This is a genomic window from Pseudomonas sp. GW821-FHT02A11, from assembly GCF_059421985.1.
Genome location: NZ_JBWKWB010000010.1, coordinates 94,927 through 113,320 on the forward strand (window position 1 = coordinate 94,927; position 18,394 = coordinate 113,320).

The following is an 18,394-nucleotide window of genomic DNA, read 5'->3' on the forward strand; positions in this document are numbered from 1 at the left end:
CGAGGCATTGTTCAGTTGTGTTCCGTCTTGCCTTGGTGGCCCATCGAGCTGAGCCAGCGCGCATGAGTCAAGAGCAGCATCGGGACATGGGTGTCCGAGCTGCTGGGCAATAAAGGAGGGATTTATTCCAGACATTTCACATATTGTCGCATAAGTATGACGGCAGTTGTACGGTGGCCAACGTCATACCTCACGCCAGAGCCCAGAGCTGTCCAGCGAATGTGGCTGAAAGATGATTCGTCGCAATTTTTACATCCGACGTTGACCTCGTGCGGTTCTCGACGTTAACTGTATATCCGTACAGCTATCTGCGCAAGGTGATTCCCATGAGCGTTACTATTCTTGGTTCTCTAATGGCTGAAGGCCTGAAGCTGCCTTTTTATTCCTCCCTTTCTGCTGTCTCTTCGCTGTCCGCTGGCGGTGACGCGGATAAAAGCACCTCTCTTGGGGAACTGCTCGACATCCAGGAGCCTGATTTACAGTTGGTCAAAGTCGAAGATGACAGCATGCGAGGTGTGGACATTATGGATGGCGATCTGGTCGTTGTTGACCGCAGCCGCTATGCCGAACACGGGGATATTGTGGTAGCGCTACTTAACGCCGAACCGGTTTGCAAACGGTTGCACATGCAGGGGCCAGATGTGATTTTGAAGTCTGAAAACCCGGAATTCGCGCCGCGTCCCGTATTGGAAAGTGATGACTTGGTAATCTGGGGAGTGGTCAAGCACAGTATTCGGGTTCATGACAAAGCCTGAGCTGGTTTTGCGCACTCCCAGGCTGAGCAGTCAGTGGCTTGTGCGCTGTCACTAGCCTCACCGTTATGCACATCGCCACGTCGCGCCCTCGCGCTTCACGATAAACTCGCTGTTTTCCCCTGGCCATCGACGACCGAGGACCCAGCGTGATCAGAGAACTCAAGACCTTCATCTGCGTGGCCCGACGCGGCACCTTCGCGGCGGCGGGGCAGGAAGTGGGGTTGACCCAGTCGGCGGTGAGTGCGCAGATCCGCAACCTGGAGGACAGCCTCGGGGTGAGGCTTTTTGATCGTTCAGGTCGGGCGGCGACGCTCAATTCGGCGGGGCAGCGGGCGGTTCCGCTGGCTGAGGAGATCCTGCAGATCTTCTCGCGCATGGGCGCGCCGGACACCGGCAACGACTTTCACGGCGCCTTGCGCATCGGCGCCATTGGCACCGTGCAGACCGGCATTCTTCCCCAAGTGCTGGTTGCACTGAAGGCCAAGGCGCCGTTTATCGAGGTCAGCCTCATTCCGGGGGTGTCGCTCAATCTGTTGAGCCTGGTGGATTCCGGGGATCTGGACTTGGCGATCATGATCAACCCGCCGTTCGCCCTGCCCAAGGACCTGCGCGCCGAAGTCATCGCCCGCGAACCGTTCGTGCTGATCACGCCAAAGAACGTGCGCGGCGCCGAACCGCTCCAGCTGCTGCGCGACCATCCTTTCATTCGCTACGACCGAAACTCGTTCGGTGGCCGCTCGGTGACGCAGTTCCTGCGCGAGCACAAGCTGCAGGTGCGTCAGGCGCTGGAGCTCGATGAGCTCGACGCCATCGTGAAGATGGTGCGCAGCGGTCTGGGGGTGGCATTGGTGCCGCTGGCAGGCTTGTGGCTGGAGAACGCCTCGGACGTGCGGGTCATCCCGCTTCATGACCTGACGTTCCATCGTGAGATCGTGTTGCTGACCCGTTATCAGCAGCGCCATGCGCCGCTGTTCAACCTTTTTCGCACCTGCGTGATGGACGCCATGGCCAGGCGCAGCGCCCAGAGCCGGGAGGCCAGAACCTCTTCCTGAAGGTGGAGGCATAGGGCTGCGCGATAGGCGACGCACGGCTTTTGGGCGTCATGACTGGATTTGGGGCAAAGGCGCATAAAAACGGCTGACTCATCAAAAATATTGTTGCTCAGGTGTCAAAATATCCGCTTTTAACCCGGCGTCTTCTCGGTCGAGAATCAGCTCACGCATAACAAACTGCAGGAATAAACCCCGTGAGCCTTTCTCCTTTCCATCTCGCTATCCCTGTTTTTGACCTGGCCGCCGCGCGTCACTTCTACGGCGACGTTTTCGGCCTTGCCGAAGGGCGTTCGAGCAATCAATGGGTGGACTTCGATTTCTACGGCCATCAGTTGGTGATCCACGAGCACCCGAAAACCGCGTCCCAGGAATCGGTGCACTCCAATCTGGTCGACGGCCACGATGTGCCGGTCCCGCACTTCGGCATCATCCTGCACTGGGAAGAGTGGGAAGCCCTGGCTGATCGCCTGCGTGCCCGTGAAACCCAATTCGTCATCGAACCCTATGTGCGCTTCAAGGGCCAGGTGGGCGAGCAGGCGACCATGTTCCTGTTCGACCCGTGCGGCAACGCGCTGGAATTCAAGGCGTTCAAGGACATGAGCCAGCTGTTCGCCAAGTGATAAGCGTTTCCGAGTCATCGCGACCGTCGCCGTCAGAGCGACGGCGCCCTTAGCCGTTTAGCCTTGCAGCGCCCTGATGATCTGTGGATACCGCCTCAAATGCGGCGGCGTCCGGTCGTGTGCATGCCTGGCTGATCACCTGCCTGCTGCATAAGGAGTAGGCGTGCATTATTCGCCGCTGACGTTTGCGTCGCTGTCCCCCGACATATCTCCCTACGATGCAGTGTGTGAACGGTTGAGCGAAGCGCTTCGCCAGTCCACTGGCACTGAGGCTTCATCGGCCGATCGCATCGAGATTCCCGTCTGTTACGAGCCTGACTATGCGCCGGACCTTGAGCGGGTCGCACAGGCCTGTTCGCTGTCGGTCGCCGAGGTCATCGAGGTCCACACAGCCCAATGGCTGGACGTGCTGATGGTGGGTTTCGCCCCGGGCCATCCGTATATCGGCATGCATCCCGAGGCGTTGCAGCTGCCGCGCCGCTCGGTGCCGCGCAAGCTTGTGAAAAAGGGCAGTGTCGACATCGCCAACGGCCAGAGTGTGATTTATCCGGCGGACCTGCCAGGCGGCTGGAATCTGGTGGGGCGCACGCCGCTGGATCTGTTTTCACCCTTTGACGAGCTGCCTTGCCTGCTCAAGGGGGGCGATGCGTTACACGGCGATGGGCGGTGCGGCAGTACTGGCGCTGATTGCTTTGACGACACTGCGTGAAATGTCAAAAGGCGATCTTCGCCGGTAATAAACGCAAGCGCCCGAATCAGCGAGTGGTGTCGTTCAGGAAGGCTTTAACGATGGATTTGGCGGATGGGTTGACCTTCAAGTCGTTCAGGTCCTTGACGGTGAACCACTTGCAAGCGGCGATTTCGTTTTTCGGCGCGGGGGTAACCATGAGCGTGACCGACACCTCGAAGACGTGGTGCAGCACCTCCCCGCCCTCGAAACGAGTAATGAAGTCGAGCTCTTCAAGAATCAGTCCGGTTTCTTCGCGCAATTCACGTGCAGCGGCCTGAGCGGGTGACTCGTTGGCCTCGACCTTGCCGCCCGGCAGGGTCCAGCGGGATTTGGCCTTGCGCACGTACAGGATGTGGTTGTCCCGTCGGCAAATGACTGTCGCTCGTTCTTTCATTGGATGTTCCTCCACCGTACAACCGGTGAGATGCGCAAGATGGGCGAACCGTCACTCGGTTGTCACAAAAGCTTCACATAAGGCTTGGAAGCACTAACGGTGCCAATGTTCCCTGAACCGTGTCCTCGGCAAGGGTCAATCTTCCCTGGTAGCCGCAGCTTAGCTAAGGCGAAGGCTGCGCAGGCGACATTACGGTTGCGGTTTTTTGACGGTGCTCTTCGTGCGCGGCGCGGGGTGCTTACGCTCGGACGTCGGGGGCGTGGTCTGTCGGGTTGCGGGGGCAGGTTGCGAGGCCTTGTTTTGTGTCCTGGCCTTGTCAGTCCCGGGAGCAGGGGGCGCGACAGGTTTTTTGTCATAGCCTTGGGCATCGCCGCCGTTGCCGCCCGCCGGGGAGGTCGGGTTGATGCCGGGGGGCAGGGCAGATCCTTCCAGCTCCGAGGCAGCGAAGGCCACGTTGCTTGCCAGTGGCATCGCCGCGCCAGCCATTAAAAGACCGGTGAACAGCAAGCGGGACAGCGTGTGAATGCGCATGGTGTGCCTCCCTTCATACAGGTTTTGTTGTGTGATGTTAGGCAACCAAGGCGATGCCAATGTGCCCTCAGCATGACGAACGGTCACCTTGTCTGGCCTATCGCCCAGTTGTGGCGCATCGCGCACAACCGTGGGGCCTCGGTACACAGACCTGTGTTCAACGGTAGCGGGGCACGATCCCCCGGATTTCCTGCGCAAGCGCCATTCTTTTTTCCTAGCCCGTTGATATAGCGAGATTTTCATTCGCTGTTTTTTCATGGGCGTTCTGTGGCACACTTTCTGCTGTTCATTCCGTTGTTACATACTCAATTCCGGTATAGCGGAATTAACACTTTCTCGGCGGAGTTCATCACATGCATCGCGGACCTTCTTTTTTGAAAGCTTGTGCGTTCGTTCTGGCAGCCACAGCGACGCTGGCTTCAACCGCTCAAGCGGCGGACAGCAAGCTCGACAGCGTGCTGCAGCGCGGCCATCTGGTGGTCGGCACCGGCAGCACCAACGCCCCATGGCACTTCCAGGGCGCAGACGGCAAATTGCAGGGTTTTGATATCGACATCGCGCGTATCGTCGCCAAGGGTCTGTTCAATGACCCGAGCAAGGTCGAGTTCGTGGTGCAGTCATCCGATGCGCGGATCCCCAACCTGCTCACCGACAAAGTGGACATGAGCTGCCAGTTCATCACCGTCACCGCCAGTCGCGCGCAACAGGTGGCGTTCACCCTGCCGTACTACCGCGAAGGCGTGGCGCTGCTGTTGCCAGCCAACAGCAAGTACAAGGAAATCGACGACCTTAAAGCCGCGGGTGATGGCGTTACCGTTGCCGTGCTGCAGAACGTCTACGCCGAAGAACTCGTGCATCAGGCGCTGCCCAAGGCCAAGGTCGATCAGTACGACAGCGTCGACCTGATGTACCAGGCCATCAACTCCGGCCGTGCCGACACCGCTGCCACCGATCAGTCCTCGGTCAAATACCTGATGGTGCAGAACCCGGGTCGCTATCGCTCGCCAGCCTTCGCCTGGAGCCCGCAGACCTACGCCTGTGCCGTGAAACGTGGCGATCAGGACTGGCTGAACTTCGTCAACACCGCCCTGCATGAAGCCATGACCGGCGTGGAATTCCCGGCTTACGCAGAATCCTTCAAAAAATGGTTCGGCGTCGAACTGCCAAGCCCGGCGATCGGCTTCCCGGTTGAGTACAAGTAACGTGACCTGCAACTGACGGGGCAGGGAAGACCGTGGCGTCTTCCCGTCCCAGGTACTCCTGACCATGAATTATCAGTTGAACTTTGCAGCAGTCTGGCGGGATTTCCCCAGTCTGCTGGCGGGACTGGGTCTGGGCCTTGAGCTGGCCCTGATCTCCATCGCCATTGGCTGCGTGATCGGCCTGATGGCGGCGTTTGCGATGCTGTCCAGATACCGCGCGCTGCGGGTGGTGTCGTCGGTGTACGTCACGGTGATCCGTAATACGCCGATTCTGGTGTTGATCCTGCTGATCTACTTCGCGCTGCCGAGCCTGGGGATTCGTCTGGACAAGATCCCTTCGTTCATCATTACCCTGTCGCTGTACGCCGGGGCGTACCTGACCGAAGTGTTCCGCGCGGGCCTGTTGAGCATTCACAAGGGGCAGCGTGAAGCGGGGCTGGCGATCGGCCTAAGCGAGTGGCAGGTGCGCGCCTACATCATCGTCCCGGTGATGCTGCGCAATGTGCTGCCGGCGCTGTCGAACAACTTCATTTCGCTGTTCAAGGACACCTCGCTGGCAGCCGCCATCGCCGTGCCGGAACTGACCTATTACGCGCGCAAGATCAACGTCGAGAGCTACCGGGTCATCGAAACCTGGCTGGTGACGACGGCGTTGTATGTCGCGGCCTGTTACCTCATCGCCATGCTCTTGCGCTACCTCGAACAGCGCTTGGCGATTCGCCGCTAGGAGGCCGACATGTACGAACAACCGACCTGGCTGCATGAATTGTGGATCGCCCGCGAAGCCCTGTGGAACGGCTTTCTGACCAGCGTGCAGTGCGCGGGCCTGGCGATCATCTGCGGCACCGTGATCGGCGTGTTTGCCGGTCTGATCCTGACCTATGGCAAATGGTGGGCGCGCCTGCCGTTTCGCGCCTACGTCGACCTGATTCGCGGCACGCCAGTGTTTGTGCTGGTGCTGGCCTGCTTCTACATGGCTCCGGCGCTGGGCTGGCAGATCTCGGCCTTCAACGCCGGTGCGCTGGGGCTGACGTTGTTCTGCGGCTCCCACGTCGCCGAAATCGTGCGCGGCGCATTGCAGGCGATTCCTCGCGGGCAACTGGAAGCCGGCAAGGCCATTGGCCTGACATTCAGCCAGTCGCTGAGCTACGTGCTGCTGCCTCAGGCCTTGCGCCAGATCCTGCCGACCTGGGTCAACTCGTCCACCGAAATCGTCAAGGCCTCGACCCTGCTCTCGGTGATCGGCGTAGCGGAGCTCTTGCTCAGCACGCAACAGGTGATCGCGCGCAACTTCATGACCCTTGAGTTTTACCTGTTCGCCGGCTTTCTCTTCTTTGTCATCAACTACGCCATCGAGCTTCTCGGGCGGCAAATCGAAAAACGGGTGGCACTGCCATGACTCAGACTCAAAGCGCGACCGCCGCACAGGCTCTGTTGAGCATCGAAGGGCTGCACAAATCCTATGGCCCCGTCGAAGTGCTCAAGGGCGTGGACCTGAAAATGAACAAGGGCAACGTGGTCACCCTGATCGGCTCCAGTGGCTCGGGCAAGACCACGCTGCTGCGCTGCGTCAACCTGCTGGAAGAGTTCCAGGGCGGCCACATTCGCCTCGAAGGTCAGGACATCGGCTACAGCGATGTGAACGGCAAGCGCGTGCGCCATCCCGAAAAAGTCATCGCCCAGCACCGCGCCATGACCGGCATGGCGTTCCAGCAGTTCAACCTGTTCCCGCACCTGACTGCCTTGCAGAACGTCACCCTGGGCCTTCTGAAAGTGAAAAAGCTGCCCAAGGATCAGGCCGTTGCCCTGGCTGAAAAATGGCTGGAGCGCGTGGGGTTGCTGGAGCGTCGCAATCACTATCCGGGGCAATTGTCCGGCGGTCAGCAGCAGCGTGTGGCCATCGCTCGCGCCATTGCCATGAACCCCAGCCTGATGCTGTTCGACGAAGTGACCTCGGCGCTTGACCCAGAGTTGGTCGGCGAGGTGCTCAGCGTGATCAAGGGCCTGGCCGAAGAGGGCATGACCATGCTGCTGGTGACCCACGAGATGCGCTTCGCCTACGAAGTGTCCGACCAGATCGTCTTCATGAACCAGGGCCGCATCGAGGAGCAAGGCCCACCCAAAACCCTGTTCGAGCAGCCGAAGTCGGCGCGCCTCGCAGAATTCCTCAAGAACATTCGTTTTTAAACGCTCAATCAAAGGAGATATTTCATGAGCATTACTCGTTACGGCGCAGGCAGCACCGCAGGTGGCGGCCAGCCACGTCCTTTCGCGCGCGCGGTAGAGGCCGATGGCTGGCTGCACGTGTCTGGCCAGGTGCCCGCCGAGAATGGCGAAATCATTGTTGGCGGTATCGTCGAGCAGACCCACAAGACCATGCAGAACCTGGTGGCGATTCTCGAAGAGGCCGGTTACGGCCTGGAAGACGTGGTGCGCGTCGGCGTGTGGCTGGAAGACCCACGGGATTTCTGGAGCTTCAACAAGGTGTTCGGCGAGTACTTCAAACCCGAACACGCCCCGGCCCGCGCCTGCGTGCAGGCGAACATGATGGTCGACTGCAAGGTCGAGATCGACTGCATTGCGTACAAGAAGAAGGCCTGAGACAGAGCACCGGTTTCTATCGAACCGGTGACCGATTCTGTGGGAGCGAATTCATTCGCGAAGGGATTTGACAGACGATAGATATGTATCGCCTGTCCCGGCCTCTCGCGAATGAATTCGCTCCCACAGGTCCGGGGCAGGCGTGTGGGCGGTGTACAACCGCTCAACCGTCACTCGCTGTAAACTGCCTGCCTTCTTTAAAGAGACCCCCAGCTCAATGGAAAGCACGACCATGACCGAAGACACCATCAAGCGCCGGGCCCGTGGTTTGGACCGGGCGTTCGATATTCTCGATTTCCTGAAGGAAACGGGCACGCCCCTGCGCCCGAACGAAATCGCCAGCGGTATCGGCAGCCCGAAATCGACGGTCTATGAGCTGGTCGCGTCTTTGCTTGAGCGGCGCATTCTGGAAAGCGTGGGCAAGGAAGGCCACGTCTATCTGGGGCGTCAGCTGTATTTTCTCGGGCAAGCGCATTTGCGCCATTTCGACTTCACTCGTGAAGCCGAAGTGAGCCTGGGTGAGATCGTCGAGCAGACCCGCGAAACCGCGCAGATGTGCCTGCTCAACGGTCGCAAATACACCGTCGCGCTGATGAAAGAGGGCGCCCGGCACTTCCGGATTTCCTCGGACATCGGCGAAGACGCACCCATCCCGTGGACCGCTTCCGGCCGTCTGCTGCTGGGTCATTTGAGCGATCAGGCGATTGTCGACTTGATTGACCCCGAGGACTTCATCCTGCCGGACGGCCAACGCCTGCCGCTGGAAACCTTCCTCAGTGAAATCCGCACGGCCCATGCCGAAGGCTTCTTTTCCTTCAACAGCATCGCCGACACCTTTACCCATTGTTTCGCTGCACCGGTCAAGGACAAACAGGGCATTTGCATTGCCACCCTGTGCATCGTCGCGCCTCGGGCCGACGCCAAGACCCATTACGAACATTACCGGCGCGTGCTGATCGACAGCGCGAACGGCCTGGCGCGCCGGGTCAACGATTGACGGTTCGTCAGCCGTCATTTGCACACGAACAAGCATTCCGGAGAACAGACATGACCACTGCCACCGTAAACAAGGACGCCGTCGTCGAGAAAGGCGCCGCCCACCCGGGCGACCAACTGGTTCGCGATGTCAGCCTGCCTGCGCTGGTCATCCACGACAAAGCGCTGGAACACAACCTGCGCTGGATGCAGAAATTCGTCACGGACAGCGGCGCCGAACTGGCGCCCCACGGCAAGACCAGCATGGTCCCGGCGCTGTTCCAGCGTCAGCTGCAGCACGGCGCCTGGGGCATGACCCTGGCCACCGCCACCCAGACTCGCGCAGCCTACGCCCACGGCGTGCGTCGCGTGCTGATGGCCAACCAACTGGTCGGCACGCCGAACATGGCGATCATCGCTGACATGCTCAGTGACTCGATGTTCGACTTCCACTGCATGGTCGATCACCCGGACAACGTCAAAGCCTTGGGCGAGTTCTTCGCAAGCAAGGGTGTGCAACTCAACGTGATGATCGAATACGGCGTGGTCGGCGGGCGCTGTGGTTGCCGCAGCGAGGCAGAAGTCATGGCCCTGGCCGACGCCATCGCTGCGCAACCGGCGCTCAGGCTGACCGGCATCGAAGGCTACGAAGGCGTGATTCATGGCGATAAGGCCATCGCCGGTATCCGTGCGTTCGCATCATCCCTGGTCAGCCTGGCCGTGGCCCTGCAAGACAAGGGCGCGTTTGCGCTGGATCGTCCGATCGTCACGGCATCGGGTTCGGCCTGGTACGACCTGATCGCCGAAGAGTTCGACAAACAGCAGGTCCGCGACCGCTTCCTCGCGGTGTTGCGCCCTGGCAGCTATGTGGTGCACGACCACGGCATCTATAAAGAAGCCCAATGCTGCGTGCTGGACCGCCGTCATGACCTGAGCGAAGGCCTGCAACCGGCCCTGGAAGTCTGGGCCCACGTGCAATCGATGCCGGAGCCGGGCTTTGCCGTGATCGCACTGGGCAAGCGCGACGTGGCCTTCGACGCCGGTATGCCGAACCCGATCAAACGGTACAAGCCGGGCGTTGTTCCCGCGCAAGGCGATGACGTCAGCGACTGCAAGGTCACTGCCGTGATGGACCAGCACGCGTTCATGACCGTCGCGCCGGGTGTGGAGCTGAAGATCGGCGACATCATCTCCTTCGGCACCTCGCATCCTTGCCTGACCTTCGACAAATGGCGCACGGGCTGCCTGGTCGGCGACGATCTGGGCGTGATCGAAACCTTTGCAACCTACTTCTGACGGGAGCCTGTGATGAGCGAACTGGTCAGCCACAGTCATCCCCGCGTTGCCCTGATCGGCGAATGCATGATCGAACTGCAGCAGCACGCCAACGGCACACTCAAGCAGAGCTTCGGCGGCGACACGCTGAACACGGCGGTTTACCTGTCGCGCCTGCTGGGTTCAGCGGCGCAGGTGGATTACGTCACGGCGTTGGGCGATGACAGCTTCAGCGACGCGATGTGTGCGATCTGGACCGAGGAAGGCATCGGCCTGAGTCGCGTACAGCGTCTGCCAGGGCGCTTGCCGGGCCTCTATTGCATCCAGACCGACGCCAACGGCGAGCGACGCTTTTTGTACTGGCGCAACGAGGCGGCCGTGCGTGAATGCTTCACCACGCCGGGCGCCGACCCGATCCTGGCGGCGCTGCCTGAGTACGATGTGCTGTATTTCAGCGGCATCACCCTGGCGGTGCTGGGGGAGGTGGGGCGTGCGCGGCTGCTGTCGACCCTGGGCGATGCCCGGGATCGCGGCGCGCGGGTGGTGTTTGACAACAATTACCGGCCACGGCTGTGGCGCAGTGTCGACCAGGCCCGGCAGGCCTATCGCACGGTCATGCATGAAGTGGACGTTGCGCTGCTGACGGAAGAAGACGAGCAGGCGCTGTTCGGTTACACCGACAGCGAGCAGATCATGTCGGCGTATCGCGACATGGGCCTGGCGGAAGTGGTGATCAAGCGCGGCGCGCAAAGCTGTCTGGTGTGCGCCGACAATCGTCGCTACGACGTGCCTGCACATCCGGTACAGAAGGTCATCGACACCACGGCAGCAGGGGATTCGTTCAGCGCCGCGTACCTGGCCAAACGGTTGCGCGGCGGTAGCCCGCAGGAAGCGGCCGAAGCGGGGCATGGGTTGGCGAGTCTGGTGATTCAGCACGCCGGCGCGTTGATCCCCCGTAGCGCGATGCCCGCCTGACAAGTCAATCCCGGTAAAACACTTGCACCAGGTGATAACCGAACTTGCTTTTCACGGGCCCGTGCACAGTACGCAGTGGCTTTTTGAAGATGATCTGATCGATGGACCCGACCATCTGACCCGGGCGTACCTCGCCCAGGTCGCCGCCGCGCTTGCCGGACGGGCAGGTGGAATATTTTTTCGCCAGCACGTCGAAGGCTTCACCTTTGGCGATGCGCTGCTTGAGCTGCTCGGCTTCTTCGGCCGTCTTGACCAGAATGTGGCGGGCTTGAGCCTTCATGCTGAATGAACCCCTTGATGAAAAAGCCGCGCATTATGCCTTTGTCGCACGATTTCAGGTAATTTCCTTCACCTGAGTCGGACGAGCGTTGCGCGAACCTCGAGCGAACGTTGGTACGGGTCGATGGTCGCAGCTAATGTCGACCTGCAGTCTTCTTAAAACCTTTATGTGCGGTGTGAATTATGGATTTCCCGGCGTTGTTGAAGGTTCTTGCCACCCAAGACGGGTCGGATCTCTACCTCTCCACCGGCGCCCCCCCCTGCGCCAAGTTCAACGGCGTGCTCAAGCCCCTCAGCACAGAAGCCCTGAAGCCTGGCGATGTGGCGCTGATCGCCGATGGCATCATGGACGCCGAGCAGCGTCTGGACTTCGAGCGCGAGCTGGAAATGAACCTGGCGTTTTCCTTGTCGGGCGTCGGACGTTTCCGGATCAACATCTTCAAGCAGCGTAACGAAGTGTCCATCGTCGCGCGTAACATCAAGCTCGACATCCCCAAGTTCGAAGACCTGCACCTGCCGCCGGTGCTGCTCGATGTGGTCATGGAAAAACACGGCCTGGTGCTGTTCGTCGGCGCCACCGGGTCGGGTAAATCGACCTCGCTCGCCGCCCTGATCGATCACCGCAATCGCCACGCCAGCGGGCACATCATCACCATCGAAGACCCGGTGGAGTTCATTCATCGGCACAAGAAATCGATCATCAACCAGCGCGAAGTGGGGGTCGATACGCGCAGTTTCCATGCCGCGCTGAAAAACACCCTGCGTCAGGCGCCGGACGTGATTCTGATCGGCGAAATTCGCGACCGCGAAACCATGGAACATGCCTTGGCCTTTGCCGACACCGGGCACCTGGCGATCTCGACCCTGCACGCCAACAACGCCAACCAGGCGCTGGATCGCATCATCAACTTCTTCCCCGAAGAGCGTCGCCCGCAGCTGCTGCACGACCTGGGCAATAACCTCAAGGCGTTCGTGTCCCAGCGACTGGTGAAGACCCGTGACGGCAAGCGCCGCGCGGCCGTAGAGGTGATGCTGGGCACGCCCACCATTCGCGACCTGATTCATCGCAACGAGCTGACTGAACTCAAGGGCATCATGGAGAAATCCACCAACCTGGGTATGCAGACGTTCGACAACGCGCTGTATGACCTGGCCGTTGAGGGCGCGATTACCGAGGATGAAGCGCTGAAAAACGCCGACTCCGCCAACAACGTGCGCCTGCGCCTGAAGTTGCACGCCGAAAACGGCGTGACCACCCACACCACGCCACCCCCGGCGCCCCAGCCTGCGGCGCAGGTGGATGTCAAGGATTGGGGGTTGGTGGATGAGCGGGACGAGCCGGGGAGCTGAAGTCCCCCTTTGGCATTTTAGGAGACGTTGAACCTGTGGGAGCGAATTCATTCGCGAGAGGCCTTCACAGTCGGTGCATCCGTGTCGCCCGACCTATTGTTCGCGAATGAATTCGCTCTCACAGGGTGACCCGTTGGCCCGTGGTTAACGCGCCAACCACCCCCCATCAATATTCCACGCCGCGCCGCGCACCTGTGCCCCGGCTTCACTGCACAGGAACAACGCCAGCTCACCCAGTTGCGACGGCGTCACGAATTCCAGTGAGGGCTGCTTTTCCGCCAGCAAGTCATGCTTGGCCTGCTCCAGATCACCGGTTTCAGCGCCGCGGTCATCAATCTGCTTCTGCACCAGCGGAGTCAACACCCAGCCCGGGCAAATGGCGTTGCAGGTGACGTTGCTGGTTGCCGTTTCCAGGCCCACCACTTTGGTCAGCCCGATCACCCCGTGTTTGGCCGCGACGTAAGCTGCCTTGCCGGTCGAGCCCACCAGACCGTGTACCGAAGCGATGTTGACGATCCGCCCCCAGCCCTTGGCGCGCATGGCCGGCAGGCACAGGCGGGTGCTATGGAACACCGAGGACAGGTTGATGGCGATGATCTTGTCCCAGCTTTCGACCGGAAAGTCTTCCACCGCATCCACATGCTGAATGCCGGCGTTGTTGACCAGAATGTCGACGCCACCGAACTCGCGCTCGGCGTAGGCGATCATGTCGGCGATCTGCGCCACGTCACTGACGTCCGCCGGGTGATGACCGACCTTGCCGCCGTACTGCTTGACCTCTGCGATCACCGCCGACGCGTCGCCAAAGCCGTTCAACACCAGATTGGCGCCTGCCTTGGCCAGGGTCAGGGCTATGCCCAGACCGATGCCGCTGGTGGAGCCGGTGACCAGTGCGGTTTTGCCTTGCAGGCTCATGTTCAATTCCTCATACGATGCCGGTTGCATAAAAAGTAGCGATCACCACGAAGACCGCCAGGGTCTTGATGAGGGTGATACCGAAGATGTCTTTGTAGGCCTCGCGGTGGGTCAGGCCGGTGACCGCGAGCAGGGTGATGACGGCGCCGTTGTGGGGCAGGGTGTCCATGCCGCCGCTGGCCATGGCCGCGACCCGGTGCAGCACTTCCAGTGGAATGTTGGCGGCGTGAGCGGCGGAGATGAAGCTGTCGGACATCGCCGCCAGCGCAATGCTCATGCCCCCCGACGCGGAGCCGGTGATCCCGGCCAGCAAGGTCACGGTGATGGCTTCGTTGACCAGCGGGTTAGGGATCGATTTGAGCCAGTCGGCCAGCACCAGAAAGCCGGGCAGCGAGGCGATGACCGCGCCAAAACCATATTCCGAAGCCGTGTTCATGGCCGCCAGTAATGCGCCACTGACCGCGCCCTTGCTGCCTTCGGCGAGCTTGGATTTGACGGTGCGAAAGGCAAACACCAGCACGAAGATAATCCCTACCAGCAAGGCCGCTTCCACTGCCCAGATGGCAGTGATCTTGGCGATGTCGGTCTGCACCGGGGCCGCCATGCCAGGCAGGGCCAGGCTGTGGGTCTTGCCGTACCATTGCGGAATCCACTGGGTGAACAGCAGGTTCATCACGCCGACCAGCAACAGCGGCGCCAAGGCGATCCACGGGTTGGGCAGGCTAATGTTTTCAGGGGTTTCCGGTTCGTTGCGCAGCTGGGTGCCATAGCCTTCTCCGGCCCGTTGCGCCTTGTTGCGCTGGCGCTGCAGAAACAGCATGCCGGCGCAGAACACGAACGCCGTGCCGATCAGGCCCAGCCAGGGCGCGGCCCAGGCGGTGGTGTTGAAAAACGTCGAGGGGATGATGTTCTGGATCTGCGGCGTGCCAGGCAGGGCGTCCATGGTGAAGGAGAACGCACCCAGGGCGATGGTGGCCGGGATCAGCCGTTTGGGGATGTTGCTCTGGCGGAACATCTCCGCCGCGAACGGGTAGACCGCGAACACCACCACGAACAGCGATACACCGCCGTAGGTCAGCAGGGCGCAGACCAGTACGATCACCAGCATTGCCTGGCGGGTGCCCAGCAGCTTGATGGCCGCAGCGACGATGGAGCGCGAGAAACCGGACAGCTCGATCAGCTTGCCGAACACCGCGCCAAGCAGGAAAACCGGGAAGTAGAGTTTGACGAAGCCGACCATCTTGTCCATGAACACGCCGGTAAAGGCTGGGGCCACGGCGGACGGATCGGTCAGCAACACCGCGCCCAGCGCGGCAATGGGGGCAAAGAGGATAACGCTGTAACCACGGTATGCAGCCAGCATCAACAGCGCGAGGGCTGCCAAGGCGATGATCACACTCATCGAGTGTCTCCTGTTGTTTTTGTTATGAATGCGGTCGAGCCGCTAGACAGGAGGTATAGCCAGTTTTATGCCAGTTCGCTAACCGATTGATTTCTATGGGTTAATTTGTTTTTGGTGATGGCCGGTACTCGGAATCGTCTCGATTTAGAGACATCTGAGGCCCTTTATGACGGCGGACTCGTCGATGGCAGCGATTTTACAGACGCAACCGCTTGTAAACGAGGCCGGAAAAGAAAATTAGGTTTCGTCCAGAAAGAGAGACAACCCGTCTCGTTAATGAGACTCGGCAATTCCTAGCGCTGCCATTTTTTTATACAGCGTCGATCGCCCCAGCCCCAACTGACGTGCCGCCAGCACCACATTGCCGCGACATTTCGCGAGGCTGGCCTGAATCAACGCCCGGTCAAACCGCTCTCGCGCCTCGCTGTAGGTCTCCAGCGAGTCATTGACTGGCGGCTTCACAACCGCAGCACCTTCGCGAGGCACCAGCGTACCGATGGCGGTGCGCATGTCATTGGCGTTCAGGTGCAAGTCGTCGCTGAGCAAGGCCGCCCGTTCCAGCACGTTGCGCAATTCACGGATATTGCCCGGCCAGGTGTGCTGTTCGAGCATGGCCATGGCGTCTGGCTCAAGCTCGTGCTGGCTACGCAACTCTTCGAGAATCGCTTCGCTGAGTGCCGGGAGATCGTCCAGACGTTCACGCAATGGCGGCACCTCAATGGGCAGCACGCTCAGGCGGTAATACAGGTCGGCGCGGAAGTCGCCACGTTTGATCGCCGCTTCAAGGTCAGTGGAAGTCGCTGCGATCAGGCGCACATCGCTCTTGATCATATCGTTGGAGCCCACAGGCTCGTACTCTTTTTCCTGCAACACACGCAGCAACTTGCTTTGCAGGGGCAGGGGCATGTCGCCGATTTCATCGAGAAACAGCGTGCCGCCTTCGGCCAGGTACAGCTTGCCTTGGCGACCGCGACGGTCAGCACCCGTGAAGGCGCCGGGCGCGGTGCCGAAGAATTCGGCCTCCAGCAGCGTTTCCGGAATGGCCGCGCTGTTGATGCTGACGAATGGCTTGTGGGCCCTGGGCGAGGTGTTGTGGATGGCGTGGGCGAGCAGCTCCTTGCCGGTGCCGGTTTCACCCAGCAGCAGGACAGGGGATTCGGTGCTGGCGCTGCGTCGAGCGCGGCGCTTGACTTCAAGGCTCGCCGCGCTGGTGCCGATGAAGTGGGCGAAGCTGTATTTGGCCTGCCGCGCGCGCAACAACGAACGGGTCGACGCCAGCTCCTGCTGCATGCTCAGGTAACGCTTGAGCAGGGGCGAGAGCGCGTGCAGTTCATCGAACAGGGCAAAACCGATGGCGCCGATCACGCCGCCCATGTCGTCGTGAATGGGCAGGCGCATGACCACCAACGGGTCCTTGGCGGTGTCCATCATGTCCAGAAGGATCGGCTGGCCATTGCTGGCCACCTGACGCAGCAGGCTGCCCGGAATCACCTTTTCGCAGGGCTGGCCAATAGCCCGACTGGCGTCATCCAGACCAAAACGCCGGGCGTAGCGCTCGTTGATCCAGACGATTCGCGCTTCCTTGTCGACGATCACAGTACCTTCACTGGACTGCTCGATGATTTCAAACAACGAACGGATCGCTAGCCGCCGTACGCGTCGGTAATCCTTGAGGCTGTCACTGTCTTTCATGCACTGTTCCGTAGTTCCTGTCCCGGCATCTGGCCGCACAGACTGCTGGTTATGCGTCATTTCAGTTGAAACCCGGATGTGCTGCTGCCAGCAATTCCTTGGTGTACGGGTGTTGCGGTGCGTCGAAAACGTCGTGACTGGCGCCACGCTCGACCACCTTGCCGTCCTTGACCACGATCAGGTCGTGAGCCAGTGCCCGCACCACCGCCAGATCGTGGCTGATGAACAGGTACGTCAGGCCATGTTTCTCCTGCAATTGGCGCAACAGCGCCACCACCTGTTTCTGCACCGTACGATCCAGGGCAGAGGTGGGTTCGTCGAGCAAAATCAAGGCAGGTTTGAGCACAAGGGCGCGGGCGATCGCGATGCGTTGGCGCTGACCACCGGAAAATTCATGGGGGTAACGATGCCGACTCATCGGGTCGATACCGACTTCCTCCAGCACGCGAACCACTTCGGCCTCACAGCACACCTTGTCCAGCTCACTGTGAACTTCCAGGCCCTCGCTGATGATCTGCGCCACCGACATGCGTGGGCTGAGGCTGCCATAGGGGTCCTGGAACACCACCTGCATCTGCTTGCGCCATGGACGCATCTGCTTCTGGTTCAGGCTGTCCAGCGCGTGCCCCTTGAAGCGGATACTGCCACGCGATTCCAGCAAGCGCAGGATGGCCTGACCAAGTGTCGACTTTCCGGAGCCGGATTCGCCAACGATACCCAGCGTCTTGCCCCGCTCGATGCTCAAACTGATGTCGTCGACGGCCTTGAGGTATTCATGATGGCGATTGAAGATACCGCCGCCCAACGAGAACCACACCCGCAGGTTTTCGACTTCAAGGACTTTCTCACGGGTGTCCCGGGGCAGGGGTTCGCCCGCAGGCTCCGCGTCCAGCAACAACCGGCTGTAAGGATGTTGCGGGTGCTTGAACAGCGTGTGGCAGTTGGACTGCTCGACGATCTCGCCAGCGCGCATCACACAGACCTTCTGAGCGATGCTGTGCACCAGATTGAGGTCATGGCTGATGAGTAAAAGCGACATGTTAAGACGTTGTTGCAACTCTTTGAGCAACAACAGAATCTTGCGCTGAACCGTGACGTCCAGCGCAGTGGTCGGCTCGTCGGCGATCAGCAGTTCCGGCTCGCAGGCCAGGGCCATGGCGATCATCACCCGCTGACGCTGGCCGCCTGACAGCTCATGAGGGTAGGCTTTCAAGCGCTTCTTGGGGTTCTGAATGCCCACCAGTTCCAGCAATTCGATGATGCGTGCCTGCGCCGCTTTGCCGCTCAGGCCCTTGTGCAGCAGCAAGGTTTCGCCGATCTGCTTGGCCACGGTGTGCAAGGGGTTCAGCGAGGTCATGGGTTCCTGGAAGATCATGCCGATCTGGTTGCCGCGGATCTGCCGCATCTTCTTGACGTCGGCCCCCAGCAACTCCTGACCTCGATAGCGGATGCTGCCAGTGCTGATCGTGCCTGCCTGGGGCAGCAGCTGGAGGATCGAGTGCGCCGTCACCGATTTGCCGGAGCCAGACTCGCCCACCAGCGCTAGACACTCCCCCGCGGGGATGTCCAGGCTCAGGTGCTTGACGACCGTATTGCCATTGAAAGCCACCGACAAGTCGCGGATTTCGATCAGATTTTCAGACATG

At 60.5% G+C, this 18,394-nt stretch carries 20 protein-coding genes and 1 pseudogene; 13 read left to right on the plus strand and 8 right to left on the minus strand.

Going from position 1 to position 18,394, the window contains the following annotated elements; all coding sequences use genetic code 11:
• Window positions 1-11: 11 nt before the first annotated feature.
• Window positions 12-183, minus strand: a pseudogene (locus tag AC07V9_RS16225) (site-specific integrase); the annotation flags it as partial.
• Between the two features lie 143 nt (window positions 184-326).
• Between AC07V9_RS16225 and AC07V9_RS16230 the strand changes: the two are divergent.
• The 4 genes from AC07V9_RS16230 (at window position 327) to AC07V9_RS16245 (ending at window position 3,136) form a co-directional block, all read left to right on the plus strand.
• Window positions 327-755 (plus strand): LexA family protein, encoded by a 429-nt coding sequence (locus AC07V9_RS16230; protein WP_495016688.1) that lies wholly within the window; start codon window positions 327-329, stop codon window positions 753-755.
• 146 nt (window positions 756-901) lie between these two features.
• Window positions 902-1,807: a LysR family transcriptional regulator gene (locus tag AC07V9_RS16235; protein ID WP_495016689.1), complete on the plus strand. Its 906-nt coding sequence runs from the start codon at window positions 902-904 to the stop codon at window positions 1,805-1,807.
• A 194-nt stretch (window positions 1,808-2,001) separates the two neighbouring features.
• Window positions 2,002-2,427 (plus strand): VOC family protein, encoded by a 426-nt coding sequence (locus tag AC07V9_RS16240; protein ID WP_495016690.1) that lies wholly within the window; start codon window positions 2,002-2,004, stop codon window positions 2,425-2,427.
• Between the two features lie 163 nt (window positions 2,428-2,590).
• Window positions 2,591-3,136 (plus strand): 5-oxoprolinase subunit B family protein, encoded by a 546-nt coding sequence (locus AC07V9_RS16245; RefSeq protein WP_495016691.1) that lies wholly within the window; start codon window positions 2,591-2,593, stop codon window positions 3,134-3,136.
• Between the two features lie 46 nt (window positions 3,137-3,182).
• On the opposite strand, the gene AC07V9_RS16250 is transcribed toward AC07V9_RS16245, so the two are convergent.
• Window positions 3,183-3,551: an NUDIX hydrolase gene (locus AC07V9_RS16250; protein WP_495016692.1), complete on the minus strand. Its 369-nt coding sequence runs from the start codon at window positions 3,549-3,551 to the stop codon at window positions 3,183-3,185.
• A gap of 189 nt (window positions 3,552-3,740) precedes the next feature.
• Complete coding sequence (locus AC07V9_RS16255; RefSeq protein WP_495016693.1) at window positions 3,741-4,082, minus strand: hypothetical protein; 342 nt, start codon at window positions 4,080-4,082, stop codon at window positions 3,741-3,743.
• Window positions 4,083-4,435: 353 nt separating this feature from the next.
• On the opposite strand from AC07V9_RS16255, the gene AC07V9_RS16260 reads away from it, so the two are divergent.
• The 8 genes from AC07V9_RS16260 (at window position 4,436) to kdgK (ending at window position 11,110) form a co-directional block, all read left to right on the plus strand.
• A complete protein-coding gene (locus tag AC07V9_RS16260) occupies window positions 4,436-5,284 on the plus strand; it encodes a transporter substrate-binding protein (protein ID WP_495016694.1) in 849 nt (282 codons plus the stop codon).
• A gap of 64 nt (window positions 5,285-5,348) precedes the next feature.
• Window positions 5,349-6,011: an amino acid ABC transporter permease gene (locus tag AC07V9_RS16265; protein WP_495016695.1), complete on the plus strand. Its 663-nt coding sequence runs from the start codon at window positions 5,349-5,351 to the stop codon at window positions 6,009-6,011.
• 9 nt (window positions 6,012-6,020) lie between these two features.
• On the plus strand, window positions 6,021-6,683 hold the full coding sequence (locus tag AC07V9_RS16270) for an amino acid ABC transporter permease (RefSeq protein WP_495016696.1): 663 nt from the start codon (window positions 6,021-6,023) through the stop codon (window positions 6,681-6,683).
• Window positions 6,680-7,471: an amino acid ABC transporter ATP-binding protein gene (locus AC07V9_RS16275; protein WP_495016697.1), complete on the plus strand. Its 792-nt coding sequence runs from the start codon at window positions 6,680-6,682 to the stop codon at window positions 7,469-7,471. Before AC07V9_RS16270 ends, AC07V9_RS16275 begins: the two co-directional genes overlap by 4 nt.
• A gap of 24 nt (window positions 7,472-7,495) precedes the next feature.
• Window positions 7,496-7,885, plus strand: coding sequence for a RidA family protein (locus tag AC07V9_RS16280; RefSeq protein WP_495016698.1), 390 nt, complete (start codon window positions 7,496-7,498; stop codon window positions 7,883-7,885).
• A gap of 232 nt (window positions 7,886-8,117) precedes the next feature.
• Complete coding sequence (locus tag AC07V9_RS16285) at window positions 8,118-8,882, plus strand: IclR family transcriptional regulator (RefSeq protein WP_495016699.1); 765 nt, start codon at window positions 8,118-8,120, stop codon at window positions 8,880-8,882.
• A 50-nt stretch (window positions 8,883-8,932) separates the two neighbouring features.
• Complete coding sequence (locus AC07V9_RS16290; protein WP_495016700.1) at window positions 8,933-10,156, plus strand: amino acid deaminase; 1,224 nt, start codon at window positions 8,933-8,935, stop codon at window positions 10,154-10,156.
• A gap of 12 nt (window positions 10,157-10,168) precedes the next feature.
• Window positions 10,169-11,110, plus strand: coding sequence for a 2-dehydro-3-deoxygluconokinase (kdgK, locus tag AC07V9_RS16295; RefSeq protein WP_495016701.1), 942 nt, complete (start codon window positions 10,169-10,171; stop codon window positions 11,108-11,110).
• 4 nt (window positions 11,111-11,114) lie between these two features.
• On the opposite strand, the gene AC07V9_RS16300 is transcribed toward kdgK, so the two are convergent.
• A complete protein-coding gene (locus tag AC07V9_RS16300; protein WP_495016702.1) occupies window positions 11,115-11,390 on the minus strand; it encodes a peptidylprolyl isomerase in 276 nt (91 codons plus the stop codon).
• Window positions 11,391-11,572: 182 nt separating this feature from the next.
• Between AC07V9_RS16300 and AC07V9_RS16305 the strand changes: the two genes are divergently transcribed.
• Window positions 11,573-12,739, plus strand: a complete 1,167-nt coding sequence (locus AC07V9_RS16305) for a PilT/PilU family type 4a pilus ATPase (protein ID WP_495016703.1) — start codon at window positions 11,573-11,575, stop codon at window positions 12,737-12,739.
• Between the two features lie 144 nt (window positions 12,740-12,883).
• Here the strand turns inward: AC07V9_RS16305 and AC07V9_RS16310 are convergent, their stop codons facing one another.
• From AC07V9_RS16310 to AC07V9_RS16325, 4 genes are all read right to left on the minus strand, one after another.
• Window positions 12,884-13,654, minus strand: coding sequence for a 3-hydroxybutyrate dehydrogenase (locus tag AC07V9_RS16310; protein ID WP_495016704.1), 771 nt, complete (start codon window positions 13,652-13,654; stop codon window positions 12,884-12,886).
• Window positions 13,655-13,664: 10 nt separating this feature from the next.
• Window positions 13,665-15,056, minus strand: a complete 1,392-nt coding sequence (locus AC07V9_RS16315) for a GntP family permease (protein WP_495016705.1) — start codon at window positions 15,054-15,056, stop codon at window positions 13,665-13,667.
• A gap of 273 nt (window positions 15,057-15,329) precedes the next feature.
• Window positions 15,330-16,748, minus strand: coding sequence for a sigma-54 interaction domain-containing protein (locus AC07V9_RS16320; RefSeq protein ID WP_495016706.1), 1,419 nt, complete (start codon window positions 16,746-16,748; stop codon window positions 15,330-15,332).
• Between the two features lie 61 nt (window positions 16,749-16,809).
• Complete coding sequence (locus AC07V9_RS16325; protein ID WP_495016707.1) at window positions 16,810-18,393, minus strand: ABC transporter ATP-binding protein; 1,584 nt, start codon at window positions 18,391-18,393, stop codon at window positions 16,810-16,812.
• Window position 18,394 lies beyond the last annotated feature (1 nt).